The sequence below is a fragment of the Promicromonospora sp. NPDC019610 genome, from assembly GCF_044389365.1.
Taxonomy (GTDB): Bacteria; Actinomycetota; Actinomycetes; order Actinomycetales; family Cellulomonadaceae; genus Promicromonospora.
The window spans coordinates 2,495,026-2,519,942 of sequence record NZ_JBIRXX010000001.1; the positions used below are offsets into that span (position 1 = coordinate 2,495,026).

The 24,917-nt window shown below is 71.8% G+C and carries 22 protein-coding genes and 1 pseudogene; 17 read left to right on the forward strand and 6 right to left on the reverse strand.

What is annotated here, in order from left to right; translation table 11 throughout:
* Positions 1-34: 34 nt before the first annotated feature.
* The 5 genes and pseudogenes from dnaE to ACH45N_RS11145 form a co-directional block, all read left to right on the forward strand.
* Complete coding sequence (dnaE, locus tag ACH45N_RS11125) at positions 35-3,589, forward strand: DNA polymerase III subunit alpha (RefSeq protein WP_397393587.1); 3,555 nt, start codon at positions 35-37, stop codon at positions 3,587-3,589.
* Positions 3,586-4,110, forward strand: coding sequence for an NUDIX domain-containing protein (locus ACH45N_RS11130; RefSeq protein WP_397393589.1), 525 nt, complete (start codon positions 3,586-3,588; stop codon positions 4,108-4,110). The genes dnaE and ACH45N_RS11130 overlap by 4 nt, the downstream gene beginning before the upstream one ends.
* Before the next feature lie 333 nt (positions 4,111-4,443).
* Positions 4,444-5,037: a matrixin family metalloprotease gene (locus ACH45N_RS11135; protein WP_397393591.1), complete on the forward strand. Its 594-nt coding sequence runs from the start codon at positions 4,444-4,446 to the stop codon at positions 5,035-5,037.
* A 45-nt stretch (positions 5,038-5,082) separates the two neighbouring features.
* On the forward strand, positions 5,083-5,814 hold the full coding sequence (locus ACH45N_RS11140) for a hypothetical protein (protein WP_397393593.1): 732 nt from the start codon (positions 5,083-5,085) through the stop codon (positions 5,812-5,814).
* A gap of 88 nt (positions 5,815-5,902) precedes the next feature.
* Positions 5,903-6,205: pseudogene (locus ACH45N_RS11145) on the forward strand (transposase); the annotation flags it as partial.
* Positions 6,206-6,371: 166 nt separating this feature from the next.
* Here the strand turns inward: ACH45N_RS11145 and hisD are convergent.
* On the reverse strand, positions 6,372-7,697 hold the full coding sequence (gene hisD / locus ACH45N_RS11150; RefSeq protein ID WP_397393595.1) for a histidinol dehydrogenase: 1,326 nt from the start codon (positions 7,695-7,697) through the stop codon (positions 6,372-6,374).
* 36 nt (positions 7,698-7,733) lie between these two features.
* Here hisD and ACH45N_RS11155 point away from each other — a divergent pair, with 36 nt between their 5' ends.
* On the forward strand, positions 7,734-7,976 hold the full coding sequence (locus tag ACH45N_RS11155) for an RNA-binding S4 domain-containing protein (RefSeq protein ID WP_397393597.1): 243 nt from the start codon (positions 7,734-7,736) through the stop codon (positions 7,974-7,976).
* A 91-nt stretch (positions 7,977-8,067) separates the two neighbouring features.
* On the opposite strand, the gene ACH45N_RS11160 is transcribed toward ACH45N_RS11155, so the two are convergent.
* Positions 8,068-8,472, reverse strand: coding sequence for a pyridoxamine 5'-phosphate oxidase family protein (locus tag ACH45N_RS11160; protein WP_397393599.1), 405 nt, complete (start codon positions 8,470-8,472; stop codon positions 8,068-8,070).
* A 130-nt stretch (positions 8,473-8,602) separates the two neighbouring features.
* Between ACH45N_RS11160 and ACH45N_RS11165 the strand changes: the two genes are divergently transcribed.
* Positions 8,603-9,916, forward strand: coding sequence for a carbohydrate-binding protein (locus ACH45N_RS11165; protein ID WP_397393601.1), 1,314 nt, complete (start codon positions 8,603-8,605; stop codon positions 9,914-9,916).
* A gap of 66 nt (positions 9,917-9,982) precedes the next feature.
* On the opposite strand, the gene ACH45N_RS11170 is transcribed toward ACH45N_RS11165, so the two are convergent.
* Positions 9,983-10,852 carry an oxidoreductase gene (locus ACH45N_RS11170; protein WP_397393603.1) on the reverse strand — a complete coding sequence of 290 codons (870 nt, stop codon included), beginning with the start codon at positions 10,850-10,852 and terminating at the stop codon, positions 9,983-9,985.
* 102 nt (positions 10,853-10,954) lie between these two features.
* Here ACH45N_RS11170 and ACH45N_RS11175 point away from each other — a divergent pair, with 102 nt between their 5' ends.
* From ACH45N_RS11175 to ACH45N_RS11215, 9 genes are all read left to right on the forward strand, one after another.
* A complete protein-coding gene (locus ACH45N_RS11175) occupies positions 10,955-11,845 on the forward strand; it encodes a helix-turn-helix domain-containing protein (RefSeq protein ID WP_397393605.1) in 891 nt (296 codons plus the stop codon).
* A 67-nt stretch (positions 11,846-11,912) separates the two neighbouring features.
* Positions 11,913-14,456: a RecQ family ATP-dependent DNA helicase gene (locus ACH45N_RS11180; protein WP_397393607.1), complete on the forward strand. Its 2,544-nt coding sequence runs from the start codon at positions 11,913-11,915 to the stop codon at positions 14,454-14,456.
* An 82-nt stretch (positions 14,457-14,538) separates the two neighbouring features.
* The gene (locus tag ACH45N_RS11185; RefSeq protein ID WP_397393852.1) at positions 14,539-15,732 is read left to right on the forward strand and encodes a histidinol-phosphate transaminase; all 1,194 of its coding nucleotides are present in this window, start codon (positions 14,539-14,541) and stop codon (positions 15,730-15,732) included.
* The gene (hisB, locus tag ACH45N_RS11190) at positions 15,729-16,328 is read left to right on the forward strand and encodes an imidazoleglycerol-phosphate dehydratase HisB (protein WP_285101537.1); all 600 of its coding nucleotides are present in this window, start codon (positions 15,729-15,731) and stop codon (positions 16,326-16,328) included. Before ACH45N_RS11185 ends, hisB begins: the two co-directional genes overlap by 4 nt.
* Positions 16,329-16,333: 5 nt before the next feature.
* Positions 16,334-16,936 carry a hypothetical protein gene (locus ACH45N_RS11195; RefSeq protein WP_397393609.1) on the forward strand — a complete coding sequence of 201 codons (603 nt, stop codon included), beginning with the start codon at positions 16,334-16,336 and terminating at the stop codon, positions 16,934-16,936.
* A gap of 2 nt (positions 16,937-16,938) precedes the next feature.
* The gene (hisH, locus tag ACH45N_RS11200; RefSeq protein WP_397393611.1) at positions 16,939-17,583 is read left to right on the forward strand and encodes an imidazole glycerol phosphate synthase subunit HisH; all 645 of its coding nucleotides are present in this window, start codon (positions 16,939-16,941) and stop codon (positions 17,581-17,583) included.
* 90 nt (positions 17,584-17,673) lie between these two features.
* Positions 17,674-18,450: a bifunctional 1-(5-phosphoribosyl)-5-((5-phosphoribosylamino)methylideneamino)imidazole-4-carboxamide isomerase/phosphoribosylanthranilate isomerase PriA gene (gene priA, locus ACH45N_RS11205; RefSeq protein ID WP_397393613.1), complete on the forward strand. Its 777-nt coding sequence runs from the start codon at positions 17,674-17,676 to the stop codon at positions 18,448-18,450.
* Positions 18,447-19,175: an SseB family protein gene (locus tag ACH45N_RS11210; protein ID WP_397393615.1), complete on the forward strand. Its 729-nt coding sequence runs from the start codon at positions 18,447-18,449 to the stop codon at positions 19,173-19,175. Before priA ends, ACH45N_RS11210 begins: the two co-directional genes overlap by 4 nt.
* A gap of 141 nt (positions 19,176-19,316) precedes the next feature.
* Positions 19,317-19,832: a hypothetical protein gene (locus ACH45N_RS11215; protein ID WP_397393617.1), complete on the forward strand. Its 516-nt coding sequence runs from the start codon at positions 19,317-19,319 to the stop codon at positions 19,830-19,832.
* A gap of 150 nt (positions 19,833-19,982) precedes the next feature.
* Here the strand turns inward: ACH45N_RS11215 and ACH45N_RS11220 are convergent, their stop codons facing one another.
* The 3 genes from ACH45N_RS11220 to ACH45N_RS11230 are packed head-to-tail and all read right to left on the reverse strand — an operon-like array spanning position 19,983 to position 21,645.
* Positions 19,983-20,720 (reverse strand): S1C family serine protease, encoded by a 738-nt coding sequence (locus ACH45N_RS11220; RefSeq protein WP_397393619.1) that lies wholly within the window; start codon positions 20,718-20,720, stop codon positions 19,983-19,985.
* A complete protein-coding gene (locus ACH45N_RS11225) occupies positions 20,717-21,268 on the reverse strand; it encodes a hypothetical protein (RefSeq protein ID WP_397393621.1) in 552 nt (183 codons plus the stop codon). Before ACH45N_RS11225 ends, ACH45N_RS11220 begins: the two co-directional genes overlap by 4 nt.
* Positions 21,268-21,645, reverse strand: coding sequence for a DUF1844 domain-containing protein (locus ACH45N_RS11230; protein WP_285101551.1), 378 nt, complete (start codon positions 21,643-21,645; stop codon positions 21,268-21,270). Before ACH45N_RS11230 ends, ACH45N_RS11225 begins: the two co-directional genes overlap by 1 nt.
* Positions 21,646-21,797: 152 nt before the next feature.
* Here ACH45N_RS11230 and ACH45N_RS11235 point away from each other — a divergent pair, with 152 nt between their 5' ends.
* Entirely contained in the window at positions 21,798-24,857 is a 3,060-nt protein-coding gene (locus ACH45N_RS11235; RefSeq protein ID WP_397393623.1) for an alpha-mannosidase, read from the forward strand.
* Positions 24,858-24,917 lie beyond the last annotated feature (60 nt).

The following is a 24,917-nucleotide window of genomic DNA, read 5'->3' on the forward strand; positions in this document are numbered from 1 at the left end:
CTGGGTCGGAGTGTCGGAGAGCCGTCCTAAGATCATGGACATGCCCACCGCCACCGCTTCGAAGAGCGACGACTTCGTCCACCTCCACGTGCACACCGAATTCTCGATGCTGGACGGCGCGGCGAGAATCGGCGACCTCATGGAGGAGGTCGCGCGGCAGGGGCAGCACGCGATCGCGACGACGGACCACGGGTACCTGTTCGGCGCGCACGAGTTCTGGGCGCAGGCGCAGAAGGCGGGCATCAAGCCGATCATCGGCGTCGAGGCGTACATCACGCCAGGCACCAGCCGGTTCGACCAGACGCGTGTGCGCTACGGCGAGGCAGGCCAGGAGTCGGACGACGTCTCGGCGCGCGGTGCGTACACGCACATGACGCTGCTGAGCAAGAACAACACGGGCATGCACAACCTGTTCCGGGCGTCCTCCCTGGCCTCCCTGGAGGGCCAGATGGGCAAGTGGCCCCGCATGGACCGGGAGCTGCTGGAGAAGTACTCCGACGGGCTCATCGCGACGACCGGCTGCCCGTCGGGCGAGATCCAGACGCGGCTGCGGCTGGGCCAGTGGGACGAGGCGGTCCGGCAGGCCGGCGAGCTGCAGGACATCTTCGGCAAGGAGAACTACTACGTCGAGCTGATGGACCACGGCCTCGACATCGAGACCCGGGTCACCAAGGAGCTCCTCGAGCTGTCCAAGGTGATCGGCGCCAAGCTCGTGGCCACGAACGACCTGCACTACGTGCGCGAGGAGGACTCGACCAGCCAGGAGGCGCTGCTGGCGATCAATTCGGGCTCCACGCTGGACGACCCGAACCGCTTCAAGTTCGACGGCTCGGGCTACTACGTGAAGTCCGCCGCCGAGATGCGCAAGGTCTTCAAGGAGCTTCCCGAGGCGTGTGACAACACGCTGCTCATCGCCGAGCAGTGCGAGGTCTCGTTCGACACCTCGGCCAACTACATGCCGCGCTTCCCCGTGCCGGACGGCGAGGACGAGATCTCCTGGTTCATCAAGGAGGTCGAGGCCGGCCTGCTGCGGCGCTACCCGAACGGCTACTCGGACGCGGTGCGCAAGCAGGCCGACTACGAGGTCGAGGTCATCATCCAGATGGGCTTCCCGGGGTACTTCCTCGTGGTCGCCGACTTCATCAACTGGTCCAAGGACCAGGGCATCCGGGTGGGGCCGGGGCGCGGTTCGGCCGCCGGGTCGATGGTGTCCTACCTGATGGGCATCACCGAGCTGGACCCGCTGGAGCACGGCCTCATCTTCGAGCGCTTCCTCAACCCGGAGCGTGTCTCCATGCCCGACGTCGACGTCGACTTCGACGAGCGTCGGCGCGGTGAGGCCATCCGGTACGTCACGGAGAAGTACGGCGACGACCGCGTGGCCCAGATCGTCACCTACGGCACCATCAAGGCCAAGCAGGCCCTCAAGGACTCCGCGCGGCTGCTCGGCATGCCGTACGCCATGGGGGAGAAGCTCACCAAGGCCATGCCGCCCGCGGTGATGGGCAAGGACATCTCGCTGAGCGGCATCTTCGACCCGAAGGACAAGCGGTACTCGGAGGCGGCGGAGTTCCGCCAGGTGCACGAGGCCGACCCCGAGGCCCAGCGCGTGGTCGAGCTCGCGCGCGGTATCGAGGGCCTGAAGCGCCAGTGGGGCGTGCACGCGGCCGGCGTCATCATGTCGAGCGATCCGCTGATCGACATCATCCCGATCATGAAGCGCCCGCAGGACGGCGCCATCATCACGCAGTTCGACTATCCGACGTCCGAGGGCCTCGGCCTGATCAAGATGGACTTCCTGGGCCTGCGCAACCTCACGATCCTCGACGACGCGCTCGAGAACATCGTGATGAACGGCAAGGACCCGATCGACATCGAGAAGGTGGCGCTCGACGACAAGCCCACCTACGAGCTGCTCGCCAGCGGCAACACGCTCGGCGTGTTCCAGCTCGACGGCGGCGCCATGCGGTCCCTGCTGCGACAGATGCGGCCCGACAACTTCGAGGACGTCTCCGCTGTCATCGCCCTGTACCGGCCCGGGCCGATGGGCATGAACTCGCACATCAACTACGCGCTGCGCAAGAACGGCCAGCAGCAGATCGAGGCGATCCACTCCGAGGTCGTCGAGCCGTTCGCGGAGATCCTCGACGAGACCTACGGCCTGATCGTCTACCAGGAGCAGGTGCAGCGCGCCGCCCAGATCATGGCCGGCTACTCGCTCGGCCAGGCCGACCTCCTGCGCCGCGCCATGGGCAAGAAGAAGCCCGAGGTGCTGGCCAAGGAGTACGTCAACTTCGAGAAGGGCGCCAAGGAGAAGGGCTACAGCGCCGGAGCCATCAAGGCGGTCTGGGACACCCTGGTCCCGTTCGCCGGCTACGCCTTCAACAAGGCGCACTCCGCCGGCTACGGCCTCGTCGCCTACTGGACCGCGTACCTCAAGGCGAACTACCCCGCCGAGTACATGGCCGGCCTGCTGCAGTCCGTGGGTGACAACAAGGACAAGATGGCGCTCTACCTGAACGAGTGCCGTCGCATGGGCATCACGGTGCTCCCGCCGGACGTCAACGACTCCGCCGCCAAGTTCACGGCCGTGGGCGGCGACATCCGCTTCGGGCTCACCGGTGTGCGCAACGTGGGCCGCAACGTCGTGGACGCGATCGTCGAGGCCCGCGAGGAGAAGGGCACCTACACGTCGTTCCAGGACTTCCTGGACAAGGTCCCGGCGCCCGTCTGCAACAAGCGCACCATCGAGTCCCTGATCAAGGCCGGCGCGTTCGACTCGCTGGGCCACACGCGGCGCTCGCTCCTGGTGATCCACGAGCAGGCCGTCGACTCCGTGATCGGCGTGAAGCGCAAGGAGGCCGAGGGGCAGTTCGACCTCTTCGCCGACTTCGGCGGGGGCGGCGACGACGAGGGCATGGGCTTCTCGGTCGACGTGCCCGACCTGCCGGACTGGGAGAAGAAGCAGAAGCTCCAGTTCGAGCGCGAGATGCTCGGTCTGTACGTGAGCGACCACCCGCTGTCCGGGCTGGAGCACGTGCTGCAGCGGTCCGCCGACACCTCGATCGCCTCGCTCCTGGCCGACGAGCACCGGCCGGACAACTCGGTGGTGACCGTGGCCGGCCTGCTCACCTCGGTGCAGCGCAAGATGAGCAAGAACGGCAACCCCTGGGCCGCCGTCACGGTCGAGGACCTGGAGGGCGCCGTCGAGGTCATGTTCTTCGGCGAGACCTACCTCGCGTACTCGACGATGCTCGCCGAGGACCAGGTCGTGGTGCTGCGCGGCAAGGTCCGCCGCCGCGACGAGTCGATGTCGCTGCAGGCCATGGAGGTGGCCCTGCCCGACATCACCGTGGGCTCGGACTCGCCGCTGGCCGTGACCGTGCCGCACACCCGCGCCGTCGAGCCGGTCATCGTGCGGCTGCGCGAGGTGCTGGCCACCCATCCCGGGTCCGCCGAGGTACACGTCGCCGTGGCCGAGCCGGGCAAGCGCACCGTGATCCGCGCCGCCGACACCCTGCGGGTCGAGAAGTCGCCCGCGCTGTTCGGTGACCTCAAGGCACTGCTCGGCCAGGGCTGCCTGTCGTGACCGAGGCTCCGGGCGCGGCACCGGCCGAGACGAACCGCTACGACGAGCGCGACCACGACCGGTTCGCGCTCGTGCCCGCGGCCTACCTCTACTTCCGGCGCGAGGGTCAGGTGCTGCTCCAGCTGCGCCAGGGCACCGGCTACCGGGACGGCCACTGGGCCTGCGCGGCCGCCGGTCACGTCGAGGAGGGCGAGTCGGTGGTCGAGACCGCCGTCCGCGAGGCCCGCGAGGAGCTCGGCGTCGAGGTCGCAACCGAGGACGTCCGGCCGCTCACCGTGCTGCACCGCGGCGAGCCGGGCGGGCCCGCGATCGAGCAGCGCGTCGACTTCATGTTCGAGGTGACCCGCTGGACCGGCACGCCGTCGATCCAGGAGACCGACAAGGCCGCCGACCTGGCGTGGTTCCTGTTCGTGGGACTCCCGGACCCGGTGGTGCCGCACGAGCTGGCGGTGCTGCGCGCGGTCCACGACGCGGGCCGCCACGGCACCGAGATGCCGCGGCTGCTGACGTTCGGCTTCTGATCAGACACTCGACTCGCGAGGCGTCAGGTCAGCAGACGCCCTCTTTTGCTGACAGTGTCGAGATGTCGGCTATGCGAGTCAGGATTGTGACTTCTGAAGACGTCAGCCTGACCCCGGCTGCTGATCTGTCCTGCTCAACCTGGTGGCAGTCGCGGTCGAGAGTCTCGGGTCTGTGCAAGGACCGCTCCCGGTCGCACACATTGAGTGTATGGACTGACGCCGTTCGAGCCGTGTGGGTGAAGTGTGTCGAGTTTAGTCCCGCTTGTCTCGAAGTGTCGCTATCGTCGTCGGACAGGCCGCTCCCGGCGGGCGACACAACGATTGGGGTAACGGATGTCACGTGCCAGGCCGATCTTATTGTTGTTGGTCATCGCTCTCCTGGTCATCCCAGGAACTGCCGCTCCAGCCCAGGCGAATTGGGCTGGCGCCACGGGGGACACTGGCTGCGGTGACTTGAACAAGGCTGACAACCGCGACCATACGTACTATGAGAGCAGCTTGAGCACGGCCTTTAACGGTCCCGCGACCTACGGCCTTAATTACGTGGACAGTGTTGCCTACGTGTCGACCACCTCGGTCAGCGCTCCCACGGGCACCACAGACCAGGTCATATACGACAATGCATACACTAGCTACTGCAACCGGCCGTGGTGGCGGCCGGGGTCTGGCGGGACCATTGGCAATACCAGGTGCGTCTCAGACAACTCGGCAAACGAATGCGAAAAGCATGAGGTGCGCTTAAGTACCAGTTGGGGTAACAGCAGTTCTGCCACCCTTAGCAAGAGGCGGTCACTCGTGATTCATGAGACCGGTCATGCGCTAGGTCTCTCACACCGCAGCGTCTCGGGAGAAGTAATGCAGCCGTCGATCACTTCGATTCTGACGTTCACCTCGCATGATATCGACCATTTTGCGAGCTTGAGTTAAATGGACCGGAGAAGGTTTCGAGATGTCAACTTCTGAGGAGAGTCTATGAGGCGAGTCGAACGTTCCTTGGCGGCTCTTGTTCTTGTCTCGGCCACCCTTGCGTCGTGCTCATCATCGCAGGCGGCAGGTTCCGTCGCCTGGGAATCTGTTCTGGCGGAGCGCGCGGCCGGGACCGCCGAATCGTACGAGCCGTTCCCCGCATCGTTGACCTCCGCGATGCCGTCTACCCGCTACCTTGCGGGCGCGGACCCTGAAATCACGCTTTCGCACGCCGTGGTGACCGGCCAGTTCGTTAGATGGGCTAAGGGGACGGCGATGGTGTGGCCTGAAGGTGCCGATGATGCTGGAACGGTCGTCGATTGGGACGCAGAAGCCGACACCCGGACCATCTACCTCAAGTTTGAGGTCGATCAGGTGTTGGATGTTCGGGAAGGTACGACTGTTCCGACTGCGCCTAACACCATCACAATCACAATTGGTGTCGATGGCGACGAACCGGCGGAGGCTGTCGCAGAGAACCTCATGATCGTGGGTGAAGGTTCCAGCAGGATCCTATTCCTGCGCCCTGGAGAAAGTGGCGGCTGGACAATCTCGCTAGACTCCGCGCTAATCGGGGATGTGACTGCGAACGGTTCGATCACCATGCCGGTACTCGAGGAAGCCGCGACTGAGGACCCAGAGGGGGCACTGGCCTCGATAGCGATCGATGCAACCACCCTCGCCGACATAGAGGCCGCCGCGAGTACGGATCGCGATCTCGAGTTGAGCGACGGCTAGGTGTGATGTCCAGGGAGGTTGTTCCTGGACATCACAGGTCGAACGGCTCGCGGTCGTTGATGAGGCGCTCGGCAGGTCGCGGGGAGGTTTGACCTCCAAGATCCACCTCGCGGTCGACGGGCGCGGCCTGCCAATGAGCGTGATCCTCACGCCCGGGCAGGCCGGGGGCAACCCACAACTGCTGCCCTTGCTGGACCAGGACTCGGTCAAGCGGGACGGGCCCGGCCAGCCTCGTCAGAGGCCGGACCGGGTCCTGGCGGACAAGGCCCACTCCAGCCCCGCCACCCGCCGCGCCCTGCGAGTCCGCGGGATCGCGTTAACCAGCCCGGAGAAGAAGGACCACGCCGCCCACCGGCTCCGCAAGGGATCGGCCGGCGGACGGCTGCCCGTGTTCGAGCGGAGGTCTACAGGGGCCGCAACGTCATGGAGCGGTGCTTCAATAGGCTCAAGCGGTTCCGTGCGCTGGCCACCCGGTACACCAAACGAGCCGCTTACTACCGCACCGAACTCACGCTCGCCGCGATCGTCCTCTCGCTCCGCGATTCACCGGACACGGCCTAGTGGAACCGCCCGCGCACGGCCTCGCCGTGCGCGGGCAGGTCCTCGTCGTTGGCCACGGCCACGATGCGGTCGGCGAGCTCCTCGAGCGCGTCGCGCGTGTACTCGATCTGCTGCACCGACTTGAGGAAGGCGTGCACGCCCAGGCCGCTCGCGAAGTGCGCGGTGCCGCCGGTCGGCAGCACGTGGTTGGACCCGGCCATGTAGTCGCCGAGCGACACCGGCGACCACGGCCCCACGAAGATCGCGCCCGCGCTGTGCACGCGCGCGGCCACCCGGGCGGCGTCGGCCGTCTGGATCTCCAGGTGCTCCGCGCCGTACGCGTTCACCACGGCGAGGCCCGCCTCGACGTCGTCCACCAGGACGATCGCGGACTGCGGGCCGTCCAGGGCGCGCGCCACGCGGGTGGCGTGCTTGGTGGCCGACGCGAGGTCCTGGACCCGGGCCTCGACGGCGGAGGCGAGCTCCACCGAGTCGGTGACCAGCACGGACGCCGCCATCGGGTCATGCTCGGCCTGGCTGATCAGGTCGAGGGCCACGTGCCCGGGGTCGGCGGTGGCGTCGGCGAGCACGGCGATCTCCGTGGGTCCGGCCTCGGCGTCGATGCCCACGACGCCGCGCACCAGGCGCTTGGCCGCCGCGACGTACACGTTGCCGGGGCCGGTGATGACGTCGACCGGCTCGCACAGCGTCTCGCCGTCCTGCTCCACGCTGCCCGCGGCGCCGTACGCGAACATCGCCACGGCCTGCGCGCCACCCACGGCGTAGACCTCGTCGACGCCGAGCAGGGCGCAGGCCGCGAGGATGGTCGGGTGCGGCAGGCCGCCGTTGTCCTTCTGCGGCGGGGACGCCACGGCCAGGCCCGGCACACCCGCCTCCTGCGCGGCGACGACGTTCATCACCACCGACGACGGGTACACCGCCAGGCCGCCCGGCGCGTACAGGCCGACCCGCTGCACGGGGATCCAGCGCTGCCGCACGACGGCGCCCGGCGCGAGCTCGGTCACGTGGTTGGCGGGGAGCTGCTCCGCGTGCACCCGGCGCACGCGGCGGATCGACTCCTCCAGGCCGGCGCGGACCAGCGGGGTGAGGCTGTCGAGCGCGTCGGCCAGGGCCGACGCGGGGACCCGCAGGTGCTCGGGCGCGACGCCGTCGAACCGCAGCGCGATCTCGCGCAGGGCGGCCGCGCCGCCCTCGCGGACCTGGCGCAGCAGCGGCTCGACCACATGGACGGCCTCGTCGACCCCGACCTCGGCACGGGGCAGGACGTCGAGGAGGGCGCGGCGGCCCAGGGACCGGCCGCGGAGGTCGATGCGTTGGATCACCCGGCCAGTCTAGGGCGGCGGGCGGGAGACAATGCTGTGGTGTCCAACTCTGAGTCGAACGTCCCTGAGGTCCCGATCCGCGACGAGGTCATCCGCCTCGGCCAGTTCCTGAAGCTCGCCGACCTCGCCGAGGACGGCGCGCAGGCCCGCGACCTGATCGCCGACGGCGAGGTGCGGGTCAACGGCGAGGTCGAGACGCGCCGCGGCCGCCAGCTGGTGCGCGGCGACGTGGTGAGCGTGCTGATGCCGGCGGGCGAGGAGGCCGCGATCGTCGGCTGAGCCGGAGGTGCAGCGCAGGGTGGAGGCCGAGGAACGAGGCATGCGCCCGGAGCGGAAGCGCAGGCTCAGCCGACAGAAGGTAGAGCTGAGCTCAGGACGCCATGTACGTCGACGCCATCACCTTGTCGACCGTCACGCGCAGCACGACGCGGTCCGGGTTCGGTCCCAGCTCGCGGTAGCGGCGCGCGTAGCGGGCGACGGCGTCGGCGATCTCGGCCTCGTCCTCGCTGACGGCGATCGTGCCCTCCAGCGTGATCCACCGGCCGCCGGAGACCTGGCACAGGGCGGCGCGGGGCTGACTGCCGTCAGGCCCCGGGGCGGAGTGGCGCGCCTTGAAGGACGCGCGGTTGGTGGTGATGCGCGCGACCCCGGCGTCGGCGTCCCAGGTGAAGGCCACCGGGACCACGTGCGGCGTGCCGTCGGGGCGCAGGGTGGTCAGGGTCGCGAGGTGGCGCTCGGTGACGAAGACGAGCTGCTCGGGGTTGAGTCGGATCACGCCGCGAGTCTAGGTCGGGGAGGGTGAGCGCCCGGCGTCGGTGTGTGGTCGGGGTGTGGGTTCCCCGTATTCCCGGGGCTCCGGTATTTGGCTAGCGTTCCTGACAAATACCACGGCCCTAGGGAGTGCCATGAGACGACGTACATCGTTCCTGGCGGCGGGGATCACCGCCCTGCTGGTGACCGGACTGGCGGTACCGGTCGTCGTCGCGCAGGCCGGGCCGGTGGCCCAGGCCGCGGCCGCCGACTGCGCGGCGCCCGCCTGGGCGGAGGGCACCTCGTACGCCGCCGGTGCGCACGTGACGCACCGCGGCCGGGGCTACACGGCGCTGGTGGCGCACACCGCGTACGTGGGCGCGGGCTGGAGCCCCGACACCACGCCAAGCCTCTGGTCGGACGACGGCGCGTGCGCCACGCAGCCCGACCCCGACCCGACCGATCCCACGCCCGACCCCACCGACCCGACGCCCGACCCCGAGCCGACGCCGACGGACTGCAGCCAGCGGCCGCGCCCGTCGGGCAAGGTGCTGCAGGGCTACTGGGAGAACTGGGACGGCGCGAGCAACGGCGTGCACCCCGGCCTGGGCTGGATCCCGGTCACCGACGCCCGCATCACGCAGCACGGCTACAACGTGGCCACCCTGGCGTTCCCGGTGATCCGCTCGGACGGGACGGTGCTGTGGGAGGACGGCATGGACTCCGGGGTCCAGGTGCCGAGCCCCGAGGAGATGTGCGCCGCCAAGGAGGCCGGTCTGACCATCCTCATGTCGATCGGCGGCGCGACCGCCGGGATCGACCTGTCCTCGCAGGCCGTGGCCGACCGATTCGTCGCCACCATCGTGCCGATCCTGCGGGAGTACAACTTCGACGGCATCGACATCGACATCGAGACGGGTCTGACGGGCAGCGGCAACATCAGCCAGCTCTCGACGTCGCAGGCCAACCTCATCCGGATCATCGACGGGGTGCTCGCCGGCATGCCGGCCGGGTTCGGCCTGACGATGGCGCCCGAGACCGCGTACGTGACCGGCGGCAGCGTCACCTACGGCTCGATCTGGGGCTCCTACCTGCCGATCATCAAGAAGTACGCCGACAACGGGCGCCTCTGGTGGCTCAACATGCAGTACTACAACGGCTCGATGTACGACTGCTCCGGCAACTCGTACGCGGCCGGAACCGTGGCCGGCTTCCAGGCCCAGACGGACTGCCTGGACGACGGCCTGGTCATCCAGGGCACCACGATCCGCGTGCCGTACGAGAAGCAGGTGCCCGGGCTGCCCGCCCAGCAGGGGGCGGGCGGCGGCTACATGACGCCGGCGCTGGTCTCGCAGGCGTACGGGTCGTACAACGGGGCGCTCAAGGGCCTCATGACCTGGTCGATCAACTGGGACGGGTCGCGCGGCTGGACCTTCGCGGACAACGTCAAGGCGCTGCAGGGCCGGTAGCGCCCCCGGGGACGACGGCGCCGGGCGGGCGGACCTCGGGTCCGCCCCCCCGGCGCCGTGCGGGTCTCACGCGCCGATCGCGTCCAGCACGGCCACCTCGTCGGCGGGCAGCGTGAGCGCGGCCGCCGCGACGTTCTCGCGCAGGTGCGCCACCGACGACGTCCCGGGGATCAGCAGGATGTTCGGCGAGCGCTGCAGCAGCCAGGCCTGCGCGACGGCGGCCGGGGTGCTGCCCAGCCGGGCCGCCACGGCGTTCAGCTCCGCCGACTGGAGCGGCGAGAAGCCGCCGAGCGGGAAGTACGGCACGTACGCGATGCCCTGCTCGGCCAGCGAGTCGATCAGCGCGTCGTCGTGCCGGTTGGCGATGTTGTACATGTTCTGCACGGTCACGACCGGCGCGATCGCCTGCGCCTCGGCGACCTGCTCCGCCGTGACGGTGCTGACGCCCAGGTGGCTGATCAGCCCCTCGTCCCGCATCCGGGCGAGTGCGGTGAACTGCGGTGCGAGCGTCCCCGGCTCCGGGGCGTCGAACCCGCCGACGCGCAGGTTCACGACGTCGAGGCGGTCCAGGCCGAGGTGCTCGAGGTTCTGCTCGACCTGCCGCCGGAGCTCGTCCGGCTCGCGGCGGAACACCCAGTGCCCCTCGTCGTCGCGCACCGCGCCCACCTTGGTGACGATGTGCAGGTCCGCGGCGTAGGGGTGCAGGGCCTCGCGGATGATCTCGTTGGTGACGTGCGGGCCGTAGAAGTCGGCGGTGTCGATGTGGTTGACACCGAGCGCGACGGCCTCGCGCAGGACGGCGACCGCGGCCGCCCGGTCGGCAGGCGGGCCGAAGACGCCGGGGCCGGCGAGCTGCATGGCACCGTAGCCGACGCGGTGGAGGGTCAGGTGGTCGGCGAGCGGGAAGGTGCCGCCGGGGAGCGTCTGTGTGGTCATGGCTCCACGGTGCGGCGGTCCGGGGCGGACAGGCAGTGCCCGGACGATCCTGGGAGTACGGGGACCAGGCACGCGAACGCCGCCCGGCCTACCGTGGTGGGCATGAGCAGGGAGACCCAGCTGAGCGAGTACCTGCGGGCGCGCCGGGAGCTGGTGCGGCCCGCCGACGTCGGGCTGCCGGAGGGCGGCGTGCGGCGCGTGGCGGGCCTGCGCCGGGAGGAGGTGGCGCTGCTCGCGGGCATCAGCGCCGACTACTACCTGCGGCTGGAGCAGGGCCGCGACCGCAACCCGTCGGCGCAGGTGCTGGAGTCGCTGGCCCGGGTGCTGCTCCTGGACGAGCCGGCCACGCGCCACCTGCTGGACCTGGCGGCGCCCGCGCCGCGGACGCGGCGTCGTCGGCCGCGCCGCGAGGTGGTGCCCGCCGGGACGCTGCGGCTGCTGGAGCGCGTGGGCATCCCGGGGTACATCGAGGGGCGCTACTTCGACGTGCTCGCGGTGAACGACCTGGCGCAGGCGCTCTCGCCGACCCTGCGGGTGGGGCGCAACCGGCTCCGCGACCTGTTCCTCGACCCCACCGAGCAGGCGATGCACCCGGACTGGCCCGAGGTGGCGCCCAAGATCGTCGCCCGGTTCCGCGAGGCGGTCGGCACGGACACCGACGACGAACGTGCCGAACGGCTCGTGGGGGAGCTCTCGCTCGCCTCGGAGCGGTTCCGCACGCTCTGGGCGCGGCACGACGTGAACCTCGGGCGGCCGCACGTCACGCACATGCTGCACCCCCAGGTCGGCGAGCTGGAGCTCGACATGGAGAAGCTGTCGATCGTCGGGACCGACCGGCAGATGGTCGTGCTGCTGCACGCCGCCCCGGACTCGCCGAGCGGGGAGCGGCTGGCGCTGCTCGCGTCGCTGGCGGCGTCGGTACGTCCGGCGAGCGTGCCCGACGACGTGGCGGGCGCGCGCGCCGGGACGACGTCGGGAACACCCCGCGAATAGTGTGCCAGGCGCGTCGACTGTGGATAACCGGCTCGCGGTGTCGGTGGCTGCTCCTAGGATCGATGACGTGACCAAGGACCCCTTCGCAGACCTGCCCTTCGCCATGGAGGAGCCACCGGACGACGCCCACCTGATCGACGTCGGTGACCCGGGGCTGCCGCCGTCGGCGCGCAACACGCCCGAGGCCCAGGCGGCGAAGCTGCAGATGCTGCGTGGCCTGCTGCCCGACGGCGGCGTGGCGGCCGCGGCACCCGTCCGCCGGTGGCCGCCGGCCGAGGTAGACGAGCCGGGCGCGGAGGCGCCGGACGGGCCCGAGGGCAGCGACCGGGCAGCGGCCGAGGAAGACGGGGCAGCGGCCGAGGAGGCCGCACCGGAGGTCCGCGCGGTCCCGGCCGCGACGCCCGGCGCCTCCCTGCGCGAGGAGGCCGAGGCCGCGCTGCGGGAGCTGGTCGGCCGCGACGACGCGCGGCTGCGCGACGACCAGTGGACGGCGATCGAGGCGCTCGCGGCGTTCCACCGCCGGGCGCTCGTGGTGCAGCGCACGGGGTGGGGCAAGTCGGCCGTGTACTTCGTGGCGACCCGCCTGCTGCGGGCCCGGGGCGCCGGCCCCACGGTGATCGTCTCGCCGCTGCTGGCCCTCATGCGCGACCAGATCGCCGCCGCCTCGCGCGCCGGCATCCGGGCCGTGACGATCAACTCGGCCAACATGACCGAGTGGGACGAGGTGCACGCCTCGATCGCGCGCGGCGAGGTCGACGTGCTGCTGTGCTCGCCGGAGCGCCTGAACAACCCGGGCTTCCGCGACGAGGTGCTGCCGCGCCTGGCCGCCGACGCCGGCCTGGTGGTCATCGACGAGGCGCACTGCATCTCGGACTGGGGCCACGACTTCCGCCCCGACTACCGGCGCATCCGCACGCTCCTGGCCGACCTGCCCGCGGGCATCCCGGTGCTGGCCACCACGGCGACCGCGAACGAGCGCGTCACGGCCGACGTGGCCGAGCAGCTCGCCGTGCACGGCGACGCGGACGCCGGCGAGGACGTGCTGGTGCTCCGGGGCGGGCTCGACCGCGAGTCGCTGCACCTGGCGGTGCTCGAGCTCGGCGACCAGCCCACCCGCGTGGCCTGGCTGGCCGAGGCCCTGCAGGACATCGAGGGGTCGGGCATCGTCTACTGCCTCACGGTCTCGGCCGCGGAGCAGGTGGCCGAGCAGCTGCGCGGCTACGGCCTGGCGGTGGCCGCGTACACCGGCCGCACCGAGCCGGCGCAGCGCGAGCAGCTCGAGGCCGACCTCAAGAACGACGACGTCAAGGCGCTCGTCGCGACGTCCGCCCTGGGCATGGGCTTCGACAAGCCCGACCTGGCGTTCGTGGTGCACCTGGGCGCGCCGTCGTCGCCCATCGCGTACTACCAGCAGGTGGGCCGCGCGGGCCGTGGCGTCGACCAGGCGCTGGTGGTGCTGCTGCCCGGCACCGAGGACAAGGCGATCTGGGAGTGGTTCGGCGAGCAGGCGTTCCCCGCCGAGGGGCAGGTGCGGGCCACGCTCGACGCCCTGGCCGGCGGCGGCACCATGTCCACGGCCGTGCTGGAGACGCAGGTGGACCTGCGCCGCTCGCGCCTGGAGACCATGCTCAAGGTGCTGGACGTCGACGGCGCCGTCCGGCGCGTGAAGGGCGGCTGGGAGGCCACCGGGCAGCCCTGGTCGTACGACGCCGAGCGGTACGCGCGCGTCGCCGCGACCCGGGCCGCCGAGCAGCAGGCGATGGTCGACTACGTGAACACCCCGGGCTGCCGCATGGCCTACCTGCGCGCCCAGCTCGACGACCCCGACCTGACCCCGGGCTGGGAGTGCGGCCGCTGCGACCGCTGCGGCACCATGGCGCTGCCCGAGGCGCCCGACGCCGAGGCCGTCGCCGCCGCGCGGGCCGAGATGGACCGGCCGGGCATGGAGGTCGAGCCCCGCAAGATGTGGCCCACGGGCCTGGCGTCGATCGGCCTGGACCTCAAGGGCAAGATCCCGCCCGCCGAGCTCGCCGAGCCGGGCCGGGCCGTCGCCCGGCTCGACGGCCTCGGCTGGTCCGGGCCGCTGCGCGACCTGCTCGCCCCGAACGCGAACGACGGCGAGCTGCCCGTGCCGCTGCGCCGGGCGGCCGCGCGGGTGCTGGACGAGTGGCCGGCGCTGCGCCCGCCGGTGGAGAACGGCGAGGCGGGCGAGGGAGCCGATGGCGGCGACGTCGCGGGCGGGGCCGAGCCCGGCCCGCTCGTGATCGAGGCAGTCGTGGCGGTCCGTTCGGTCCGGCGGCCCCAGCTCTCCTTCCACCTGGCCACGGGGCTGGCCAAGTACCTGGGCGTGCCGATGATCGGTGCGGTCGGGCCGGTCGCGGGGCAGGAGGATCCCGGGCGGCACGACGTGAACTCCGCGATGCGGCTCGCCGGCGTGGCCCGGCGTCTGCAGCTCCAGCTCGGCGAGGGCGCGCTGCGGGGTCTGCCGGGTCGGTCCGTGCTGCTCGTGGACGACTACACCGACTCGGGCTGGACCCTCACGGTCGCGTCCCGGCTGCTGCGCGAGGCCGGCGCGGCAGCGGTCTACCCGTTCGTGCTGGGCGTGCGGTGACCTCTCTCGTGACCATCGCCACCCGCCCGGTGGGCGGACGGGTGCCGGGTCCGCGCCGCGCGGTTCGTAGACTGGTGCGGTGATGACCAACACCGTCGACCAGCACGGCGCGGAAGACAGCGCCACGGCGTCCGCGGTGCGGCTGCCCCTGCGCCCGGAGCTGGCGGACGAGGAGCCGTACGGCGCGCCGCAGCTCGACGTCCCGGTGCTGCTGAACGTCAACGAGAACCCGTACCCGCCCAGCGAGGACGTGGTCGCGACCATCGCCGAGGACGTGGCCCGTGCCGCCCGTGGGATGAACCGCTACCCGGACCGGGACGCCACGGTCCTGCGCCAGGACCTGGCGGACTACCTCACCCTGGAGACGGGGGTGCGCCTCGACCACTGTGACGTCTGGGCCGCGAACGGGTCCAACGAGGTCATGCTGCACGTGCTGCAGGCCTTCGGCGGCCCGGGCCGCACCGCGCTGTCGTTCGCGCCCACGTACTCGATGTACCCGGAGTACGCGCGGGACACGCACACCACCTGGGTCGTGGGCCGCCGCGAGGACGACTTCACGCTCGACCCGGAGCGCGCCACAGCGAAGATCCGCGAGGTCCGCCCGTCGGTGATCCTGCTGGCCAGCCCCAACAACCCGACCGGCACGGCGCTGCCGACGGCCACCGTCGAGGCGGTCTGCGAGGCGGCGCTCGGCGTCGACCTCGACGGCGCGCGCCCGGTCGTCGTGGTCGACGAGGCGTACGCGGAGTTCCGGCGCCCCGGGACGCCGTCGGCGGTCGCGCTGCTGGAGCGGTACCCGAACCTGGCCGTCTCGCGCACGATGTCCAAGGCGTTCGCGGCGGCCGGCGCGCGGCTCGGCTACCTGGTCGCGTCGCCCGACTTCGTGGACGCCCTGCGGATCGTGCGGCTGCCGTACCACCTGAGCGCCATCACGCAGGCCGCGGCCGGCGCCGCGCTGCGCCACCGCGAGTCGCTGATGGCGCAGGTCGCCACGCTGCGTGCCGAGCGGGACGCCACGGTCGCCTGGCTGCGCGAGCAGCGGCTCCCCGACGGCCTCCCGTTCGACGTCGCGGACACCGACGCCAACTTCGTGCTGTTCGGCACGTTCGGCGACCGGCACGCCGTGTGGCAGGGTCTGCTGGACCGCGGCGTCCTGATCCGGGAGACCGGCCCGGACGGCTGGCTGCGGGTGTCGATCGGCACGTCGTCCGAGATGGCCGCGTTCCGCGCGGCGCTCACCGAGGTACTGCGGGAGCAGGGGGAGGACCAGGCATGAGCAGGACAGCCCGCGTGGAGCGCGCCACGTCCGAGTCGAAGGTGCTGGTCGAGCTCGACCTCGACGGCACCGGGCGCACCGAGATCAGCACGAGCGTGCCGTTCTACGACCACATGCTCACGGCGCTCGGCAAGCACTCGCTGATCGACCTCACCGTGCAGGCGACCGGCGACACCCACATCGACGCCCACCACACGGTCGAGGACGTCGCGATCAGCATCGGCGAGGCGCTGCGCCTGGCGCTCGGCGACAAGGCCGGCATCTCCCGGTTCGGCGACGCGCTCGTGCCGCTCGACGAGGCGCTCGCCCAGGCGGTCGTGGACGTCTCGGGCCGGCCGTACCTGGTGCACGAGGGCGAGCCCGCGGGCCAGGAGTACCACCTCATCGGCGGGCACTTCACGGGGTCGCTGACGCGGCACGTGCTGGAGTCCATCGCACACCACGCGGGCATCTGCCTGCACGTGCGGGTGCTGTCCGGACGCGACCCCCACCACATCGTCGAAGCTCAGTTCAAGGCGCTGGCGCGTGCGCTACGCGCCGCCGTGGCCGTCGACCCCCGCGTCGACGGCATCCCGTCCACGAAGGGTGCGCTCTAGCAGCCATGTCCGACAGCCCCAGGCCCGCGAACGACGGGTCCGACAGCAGCACGCCGGCCGGCGACGACCTGCCCGACTTCGACCTCGACAACCTCGAGATCCCCGACGACCTGTCCTCCCTGACCGGCACGGGGGAGCCCGAGTTCGCCGCGATCATCACCCAGATCGCCGGCGCCGAGCCGCTCGCGGCGGCCAGCTCCCTGGCCCAGCTCGACCTGGACGCGGTCCCGACCTCGGTCGGCGCGGTCGGCGTGCTGCGCGACCGGTCGGGCGACGCGCCCGAGCGGGCCGCCGCGGCGATCTCCCAGCTCGTGCGGGGCGTCCCGCTCGTCCTGGTCACCCGCACGGGCGAGCAGATGACGGCGGTCCGGTTCGCCGACGGCGTCCGCGGCGACGAGCTCGCGCCGGGCCTCGTGCTGGGCGGCGCGCCCGAGAACGTGGTCGACCTGCTGACCGGCGCCACGGCCGTCGCGGACATCGAGGGCGTGGTCGGCTCGGACTCGATCAGCAAGTTCAAGGCGATGCGGATGCTGACCTCCGCCGCCCGCAAGGCCCGCAAGAGCATGGGCAAGGGCGAGACCGGCCCGGACAGCAAGGACGGGATCTGACCGTGGGCGCGCGCGTCGTCGTCCTCGACTACGGCTTCGGCAACGTCCGGTCCGCCGTCCGTGCCCTGGAGCGGGTGGGCGCCGAGGTGACGCTCACCGCCGACCGGGCCCTCGCGCAGGACGCGGACGGCCTGGTCGTGCCCGGCGTCGGCGCCTTCGCCGCGTGCATGGCGGGTCTGACGGCGGTGCGCGGCCACGAGGTCGTGGGCCGCCGGCTGGCCGGCAACCGCCCCGTCCTCGGCATCTGCGTGGGCATGCAGGTCATGTTCGACGCCGGGGTCGAGCACGGCGAACGCGCCGACGGCATCGGCGAGTGGCCGGGCGTCGTCGAGCGGCTGCGGGCCGACGTGGTGCCCCACATGGGCTGGTCGCCGGTCGAGGTACCGGAGGGCTCGGCCCTCTTCGCCGGGATCGAGGGCGAGCGCTTCTACTTCGTGCACTCGTACGCCGCCCAGACGTTCGCCAAGGGCCACGACGAGAACGCGGTGGGCGTCTTCACGCCGCCGCGGGTCACCTGGGCGGACCACGGCGGCCGGTTCGTCGCGGCGGTCGAGGACGGCCCGCTGGCGGCGACCCAGTTCCACCCCGAGAAGTCCGGCGACGCGGGAGCCCAGCTCCTGGAGAACTGGCTCCGCACCCTCGCTTGACCGTTGAGTGCTGGGTATGTGTCGCGCGGAGACGCTCGGCCCGCAGAGACCCAGCACCCAACACTTTCGACCGACAGAACTTGGAGAGACATGACCGACCGACTCGTGCTCCTGCCCGCCGTCGACGTGGCCGACGGCCAGGCCGTCCGCCTCGTCCAGGGAGAGGCCGGCTCGGAGACCTCGTACGGGGACCCGCTGACCGCCGCCCTGGACTGGCAGTCCGGCGGCGCCGAGTGGGTCCACCTCGTGGACCTCGACGCCGCCTTCGGGCGCGGGTCCAACGCGGAGCTGCTGGCGCGCGTGGTCGGTGAGCTGGACGTGCAGGTCGAGCTGTCGGGCGGCATCCGCGACGACGAGTCGCTGGAGCGCGCGCTGGCCACCGGCGCCCGCCGCGTCAACCTCGGCACCGCCGCCCTGGAGGACCCGGCCTGGACGGCCAAGGTCATCGCCGAGCACGGCGACCGCGTCGCCGTCGGCCTCGACGTGCGGGGCACCACGCTCGCCGCGCGCGGCTGGACCAAGGAGGGCGGCGACCTCTGGGAGGTCCTCGGCCGCCTCGACGAGGCGGGCTGCGCCCGCTACGTCGTCACCGACGTGACCAAGGACGGCACGCTGCGCGGTCCCAACGTCGACCTCCTGTCCGACGTCGCCGCGCGCACCCCCGCGCACGTCGTCGCCTCGGGCGGCATCTCCTCGCTCGACGACCTGCGGGCGCTGCGCGCCCTCGGCACCATCGAGGGCGCCGTGGTCGGCAAGGCCCTGTACGCGGGCGCCTTCACGCTCCCCGAGGCGCTCGACGTCGCGGGGCGCCCCGCAACCGGTACCGACGGGGCTGCTGAGCCCGCGGGCGACGGGGTCGCCGAGTGAAGTCCATCCAGCCGTCCAGCCAGTTCGCGGGCGACGACGGCTCGGCCGACGCCGAGCTGACCCGCCTCCTGGAGGGTCACTCGACCGGGACGGTTCCCCTGCGCGACGTCGTCGCCCGGCTGGCCGAGACCCGCGTGCTCGTGCCGGTGCTGGCCGAGGCCGGCGCCGTCGAGCAGAACGCCGACGGGCTGGCCGTGGACAAGGAGGCGTCCTCCGGCGTCGTGGCGCTGGAGGCCCCCGACGGCCGCCGCGCCCTGCCGGTCTTCACCTCCGTGGCGACCATGCAGGCGTGGCGCGCCGACGCCCGACCGGTTCCGGTCGAGGCGACCCGCGCCGCCCTGTCGGCGGTCAACGAGAACTGGGCGCTGATCGTCGTGGACCCGGCCGGGCCCGTGACGGTGCTGGTCCCGCGGCCGGCCGTATGGGCACTGGCGCAGGGCAAGCCCTGGCAGCCCGCCTTGGTGCCGCACGAGGACGGGCTCGCCGTCGACCCCGAGGTCGCGTCCGAGGTGGCGGTCGCCGCCGCACCCGTGCAGCACGTCGTGCGAGCGCACGCCGAGCCCGGCCGCAAGGCCGAGGTCGCCGTGGTGCTCGCCCTGGACCCGGGCCTGGACCGGGCCGGGCTCGACGCGGTGCTGGGGCAGGTCAACGCCCGCCTGGCGGCGTCCGAGGTGATCTCCGCACGCGTGGACTCCCTGGAGCTCCGCATCGGCGCGGCCCGCTGAAGCAGGTAGCCGGCCCAAAGAGGCGCTCCTCTTGCGTATAAGCAACATCTCTCATCATCCCGCGCTATCACAGGTGAAGAGTGAAATCATTGTTCTTCTGCCGCATGCTGACGCGAGAGTGAGAGAGCCCTGCCTGCCCACGTGTTCGTCGACGAGTCCAAGAGCGGGGACTACCTGCTGATCGCCGCCGCGATCGAGCCCGCGCGGCTGGCGACCGTCAGAAGAACGATCCGCTCGCTCGTCCTACCGGGTCAGCGCCGTCTGCACATGAAGTCCGAGAGCAGCTCCCGGCGGCGACAGATCTTGTCGGTGCTGTGCGCCGAGGGCGAATCAGCGACCATCTATCGGGCCGGGGCAGGCTACAAGAGCGACATCGACCGCCGCCGCGCGTGCCTGGACTCGATGGTCGCCGATATCGCCGCGTCCGGGCACACGAAGCTCTGCCTGGAGGCCGACGAGACGATGGATGAGCGTGACCGGCGGGACCTGGCCCGGCTGATCAAGGAGCATGCCTGTCCAGACCTGGTCTACCTGCACGAGCGCGCCGCCCAGGAGCCGCTGTTGGCGATCCCGGACGTGATCGGCTGGGCGTGGGCACGAAGCGGCGACTGGCGCCGACGGGCGTTGCCGCTGGTCGAGTCGGTCATCGAGGTCTAGAAACCGTCGTTCGTGTCCAGGCAGCGCGAAACCCGAGCGCCACAACCGTCCGGATGGGTCTCGGGTCCACTTCTCCGGGCTACTGCCCGTCGCATTGCCAAGGTTACATCGTGCCCGCCGGAGGGTCCATCGCTCCCGCTATCAGTCCGCTCAGCAGCCCTTCGCCGGCGTGAACGCCGTGTCGTCGGCCAGCATGTCCTGGAGGGTCGACAGCGGCACCAGCAGGCTGTTGTCGTCGGCCGTCTTGGCGTAGACGACGCCGATCACCCGGCCCTGGTCGTCCAGCGCGGCCGACCCGGAGGACCCGGGCTCGACGGGGGCGTCCGTGAGGAGCACCTCGCCGAGGTTGGCGTTCAGCGGGTCCCGGGTGGTGCCCATGACCTCGCCCTCGGTGACGGTGAGCTCGCCGCCCGCGGGGTAGCCCACCACGGTGACGTGGTCGCCCCGCTCCGGGTCGGACCTCGCGAGCTCCGGGTGCGACGGCAGCGGGTCGGTCGTGCGGACCACCGCGAGGTCCGCGAGGCCGGCGGTCGAGGTGGCGCCGACGGTGATGTCGTGCCCGTCGTAGGTGCTGACCTCCAGGTCCTTCGAGTCCGCGACCACGTGCTTGTTGGTGATCAGCGTGTGCTCGTCGATCGCGAAGCCCGAACCGGTCGACAGCTCCTCGCAGCCCACGTTGCGGATCCGGACCGCCATCCGCTCGACGGCGTCGAACCCGTCCGGGCTCAGCGCGTCCCCGCCGGCGGCGGGGGACAGGTCCACCGGCGTGGACGGCACGATGTCGCTCGGCACGGGGTCCGGCAGGGGCGGCAGCACGCCGCACCCGCCGAGCGTCCCGGTCAGGACGAGTCCCGCGAGGACGGCGCGCGAACGGGCGCTCCACCTCACTGGCGCAGCTCCCGCTGCAGGGCCTCGTTGGCGTCCTCCGCGTCGGCGCACAACGCGTTGACCTCCCGCTCGTAGCGGGCCAGGTCGGCGGGCTCGTACTGGTCGGCCTCCTTGAGGTAGCCGACGAGCTGCTCCTGGCCCGACACGCACTGCCCCAGCGCCGAGGCCACGGTGGCCGCGGCCCCGCTGACCTGCGTCTGGTAGTCGAGGACCTGCTGCGAGGCGACGTTCTCGTCACCGAGCTGCGCCTTCTCGTTCGCGAGGTCCGTGATCCGCGACGTCGCCGTGGAGAGCTGGTCCCGTGCCGCCTCCAGCTCGGAGTTCGCGCCGTCGAGCTGCATCCGCAGCGACGCGACCTCGTCGGCGTAGCCGTGCGCTTCGGCCTCCCAGTCGGAGGCCGTGCGCTGCCAGCGGACCGTCGTCAGCCACAGGTAGGCGCCGACGGCGATGGTCGCCACCAGCACGATGGCGAGCACCCGGGAACCACCCCGACGGGGCCGCGGCGCCCGCCCCGGTTCCGGTACCGCCTCGACGGGAACCTCGGACATCAGACGACGGAACCCGTGTACTTCTCGCCCGGCCCCTCGCCCGGCGCGTCAGGGATCACCGACGCCTCCCGGAACGCGAGCTGGAGGCTGCGCAGGCCGTCGCGCAGCGAGCGGGCGTGCTGGTTGCCGATGTCGGGGGCGCTCGCGACCACCAGCGCGGCCAGCGCCGTGATCAGCTTGCGCGCCTCGTCGAGGTCCTTGAGCTCCTCGGCGTCGTCGCCCTCGGCCAGGCCGCACTTGACCGCAGCGGCGCTCATCAGGTGGACGGCGGCCGTGGTGATGACCTCGACCGCTGCGACCTCCGCGATGTCCCGCGTGGCCTGGTCAGGACCCACCGGAGCCTCGATGCCGGTGGGTGTCTCGTCGCTCGTGCTCATGGGGACCATCCTTTCATCCCCCCGGGGGTGCGGACGCCCACCGGAGTCCCACCGGGGACCCCGTCCGACACCTGCCGAACGCCCTCCCGACGAGGGCGCGACTCTGGGTTAGCCTGCGTGCGTTCAACGGTGAAACAGGGGAGGCCCTTTCGATGCACGACGACATCACACTGACCACCGGGCGCGCACACCGCGTGCTGACCGAACGGATCTGGCCCGCGGTCCACGAGACGTCGGTCCCGCTCGAGGTCGAGTGGCACGCCCTGCCGGGGGAGCCGATCCCGCCGGCCGAGGGCCTGGCCCTCGCGATGCAGCCGTACGAGGTGGGCACCCTGTGGGGCCCGGCCTGGGGCACCACCTGGTTCCGGCTGACGGGCACCGTGCCCGCAGAGTGGGCCGGACGCACCGTCGAGGCCGTGGTCGACCTCGGGTTCGACGTCGACCGGACCGGGTTCCAGGCCGAGGCGCTGGTCTACACGCCGGACGGCAGCCCGGTGAAGTCGATCAACCCCCGCAACCAGCACGTGCCCGTGGCCGACGCCGCGGCCGGCGGCGAGCGCGTCGAGCTCTACCTGGAGGCGGCGTCCAACCCCGTGCTGCTCGGGCACAACGTCTTCGAGCGGACGACGGAGGGCGACACCGCCACCTCGTCCCCGCACCCCCTGTACACGACCCGGCGCATCGACCTCGCGATCTTCGAGTCCGAGGTGCACGACCTCGCCCTCGACGTCGAGGTGCTGCTGGAGCTCCAGGCCGAGCTGCCCACCGGCCCGCGCCGGATGCGCATCCTGCAGGCGCTCGACGACGCCCTCGACGTGCTCGACCTCCAGCGCATCCCCGAGACCGCCGCCGCGGCCCGGGCGGCGCTCGCGGACGTGCTCGCCAGCCCCGCCGAGCACAGCGCCCACGAGATCTCCGCCGTCGGCCACGCCCACATCGACTCCGCCTGGCTGTGGCCCGTGCGGGAGACGATCCGCAAGGTCGCGCGCACGACGTCGTCCATGGCCGACCTCATCGGCCGCACCGACGACTTCGTGTACGGCATGTCGTCCGCGCAGCAGTACGCGTGGGTCAAGGAGCACCGGCCCGAGGTGTGGGCCAGGGTCAAGGAGGCCGTCGCGTCCGGCCGGTTCCTGCCGCTGGGCGGCATGTGGGTCGAGTCCGACACGGTGATGCCGTCGGGCGAGGCGCTGGTACGCCAGTTCTCCCAGGGGCAGCGGTTCTTCGAGCGGGAGTTCGGGCAGCGGTCGCACGGCGTGTGGCTGCCGGACTCGTTCGGCTACTCGCCGGCCCTGCCGCAGCTCGTCCGCCGCGCCGGGTTCGACTGGTTCTTCACGCAGAAGATCTCCTGGAACCAGGTCAACGTCTTCCCGCACCACACGTTCTGGTGGGAGGGCATCGACGGCTCGCGCGTGCTGACACACTTCCCGCCGATGGACACCTACAACTCGCAGCTCTCGGGCGACGAGCTCGCCAGGGCGACCCGCCAGTTCCGCGAGTCGCGGCGCGCCACGGGCTCGATCGCGCCCGTCGGCTACGGCGACGGCGGCGGCGGCACCACCCGCGAGATGACCGGCCGGGCGAAGCGGCTCGCGAGCCTGGAGGGCAGCGCCAAGGTGCGCTGGGAGCACCCGGACGCGTTCTTCGAGCGCGCCCGCGCGGAGCTGGCCGCGTCCGGGACGGATGACAGCGCTGTCTGGGTGGGCGAGCTGTACCTGGAGCTGCACCGCGCGACGCTGACCTCGCAGCACCGGACCAAGCAGGGCAACCGCCGCAACGAGCAGCTCCTGGTCGAGGCCGAGGCGTGGGCGGCCACGGCGTCGGCCCGCACCGGGGCGGACTACCCCTACGAGGAGCTCGACTCGCTGTGGCAGCAGGTCCTGCTGCTCCAGTTCCACGACATCCTGCCCGGCACGTCCATCGCCTGGGTGCACCGCGAGGCGGTGGCGCAGCACGCGGCGATCACGGAGGCGGCGCAGGCGATCATCGAGCGCTCCCTGCGGACCCTGGTCGGCGAGGGCGACGTGGCGCTGCGGGCCAACCCCGCGGTGTTCGCGCAGGCGGGCGTGCCGGCCCTCGGCGTGGCCCCGGCGTCCGCCCCGGCGGCGGCGTCGAGCACCCTGGAGGAGCTGCCCGACGGCGGGTACGTGCTGGCCAACGAGCTGGTCCGGGTCACGCTGGACGCCGCGGGTCACGTGACGTCCGCCGTCGACCTGGCCACCGGCCGCGACGCGGTGGCGCCCGGCCGCGTGGCGAACGTGCTGCAGCTGCACCAGGACTTCCCGAACAAGTGGGACGCCTGGGACGTGGACCGGTTCTACCGCAATTCCGTGACCGACCTGCGCGAGGCCGAGAAGGTCACCGGCGCCGTGGAGGACGGCGTGGCCGTGGTGGCCGTGCACCGGCAGTTCTCGGCGTCCAGCCTGGACCAGGTGATCACGCTCGCGCCGGGCAGCCGCACCCTGGAGGTGGACCTGCGGACGGACTGGCACGAGACGGAGAAGTTCCTCAAGGTCGCCTTCCCGCTCGACGTGCGGGCCGAGCACGTGGCCGCCGAGACGCAGTTCGGCTTCCACAAGCGGGTCACGCACACCAACACGAGCTGGGAAGCCGCCAAGTTCGAGACGTCGATGCACAAGTGGCTGCTGGCCGAGGAGCCGGGCTTCGGCGTCGGGCTCGTCAACGACTCGTCGTACGCCTACGACGTGACGCGCGAGGTGTCCGAGCAGGGCGTGGCGCCGGCGCCGGGCGCGCCCGAGGTGACGACGACCGTGCGGCTGTCGCTGCTGCGGGCGCCGCGCTTCCCCGACCCGGAGACCGACCAGGGCCTCCAGACCCACCGGTACGGCCTGGTCGTCGGCGCCGACACCGCCGTGGCGACCGAGGCGGGCGCGACCTTCGGCGCCCGGACCCGGGAGCTGCGCGGGGCGAGCGGCGTCGAGCCGCTGGTCGGCGTGTCCGGCGGCGTGACGCTGTCGGCCGTCAAGCTCGCCGACGACCGGACGGGCGACCTCGTGGTGCGCGTGTACGAGGCCCACGGCCGCCGCGCGTCGGGCACCGTGACGGTGGCGGCGCCGGTGAGCGGGGCACGGACCGTCAGCCTCATCGAGGACGACGTCGAGGGCGGCGCCGTCGAGGTCACGGCGGACGGCGCCGTCACGGTCGAGCTGAGCCCGTTCGAGGTGCGCACGCTGCGCTTCGCGCCGGCGTAGCGCCGGCCTGGCCGGACCGGCAGTTCACCCGGGTGAGCTGCCGGCCCGGCCGGTCCGGGC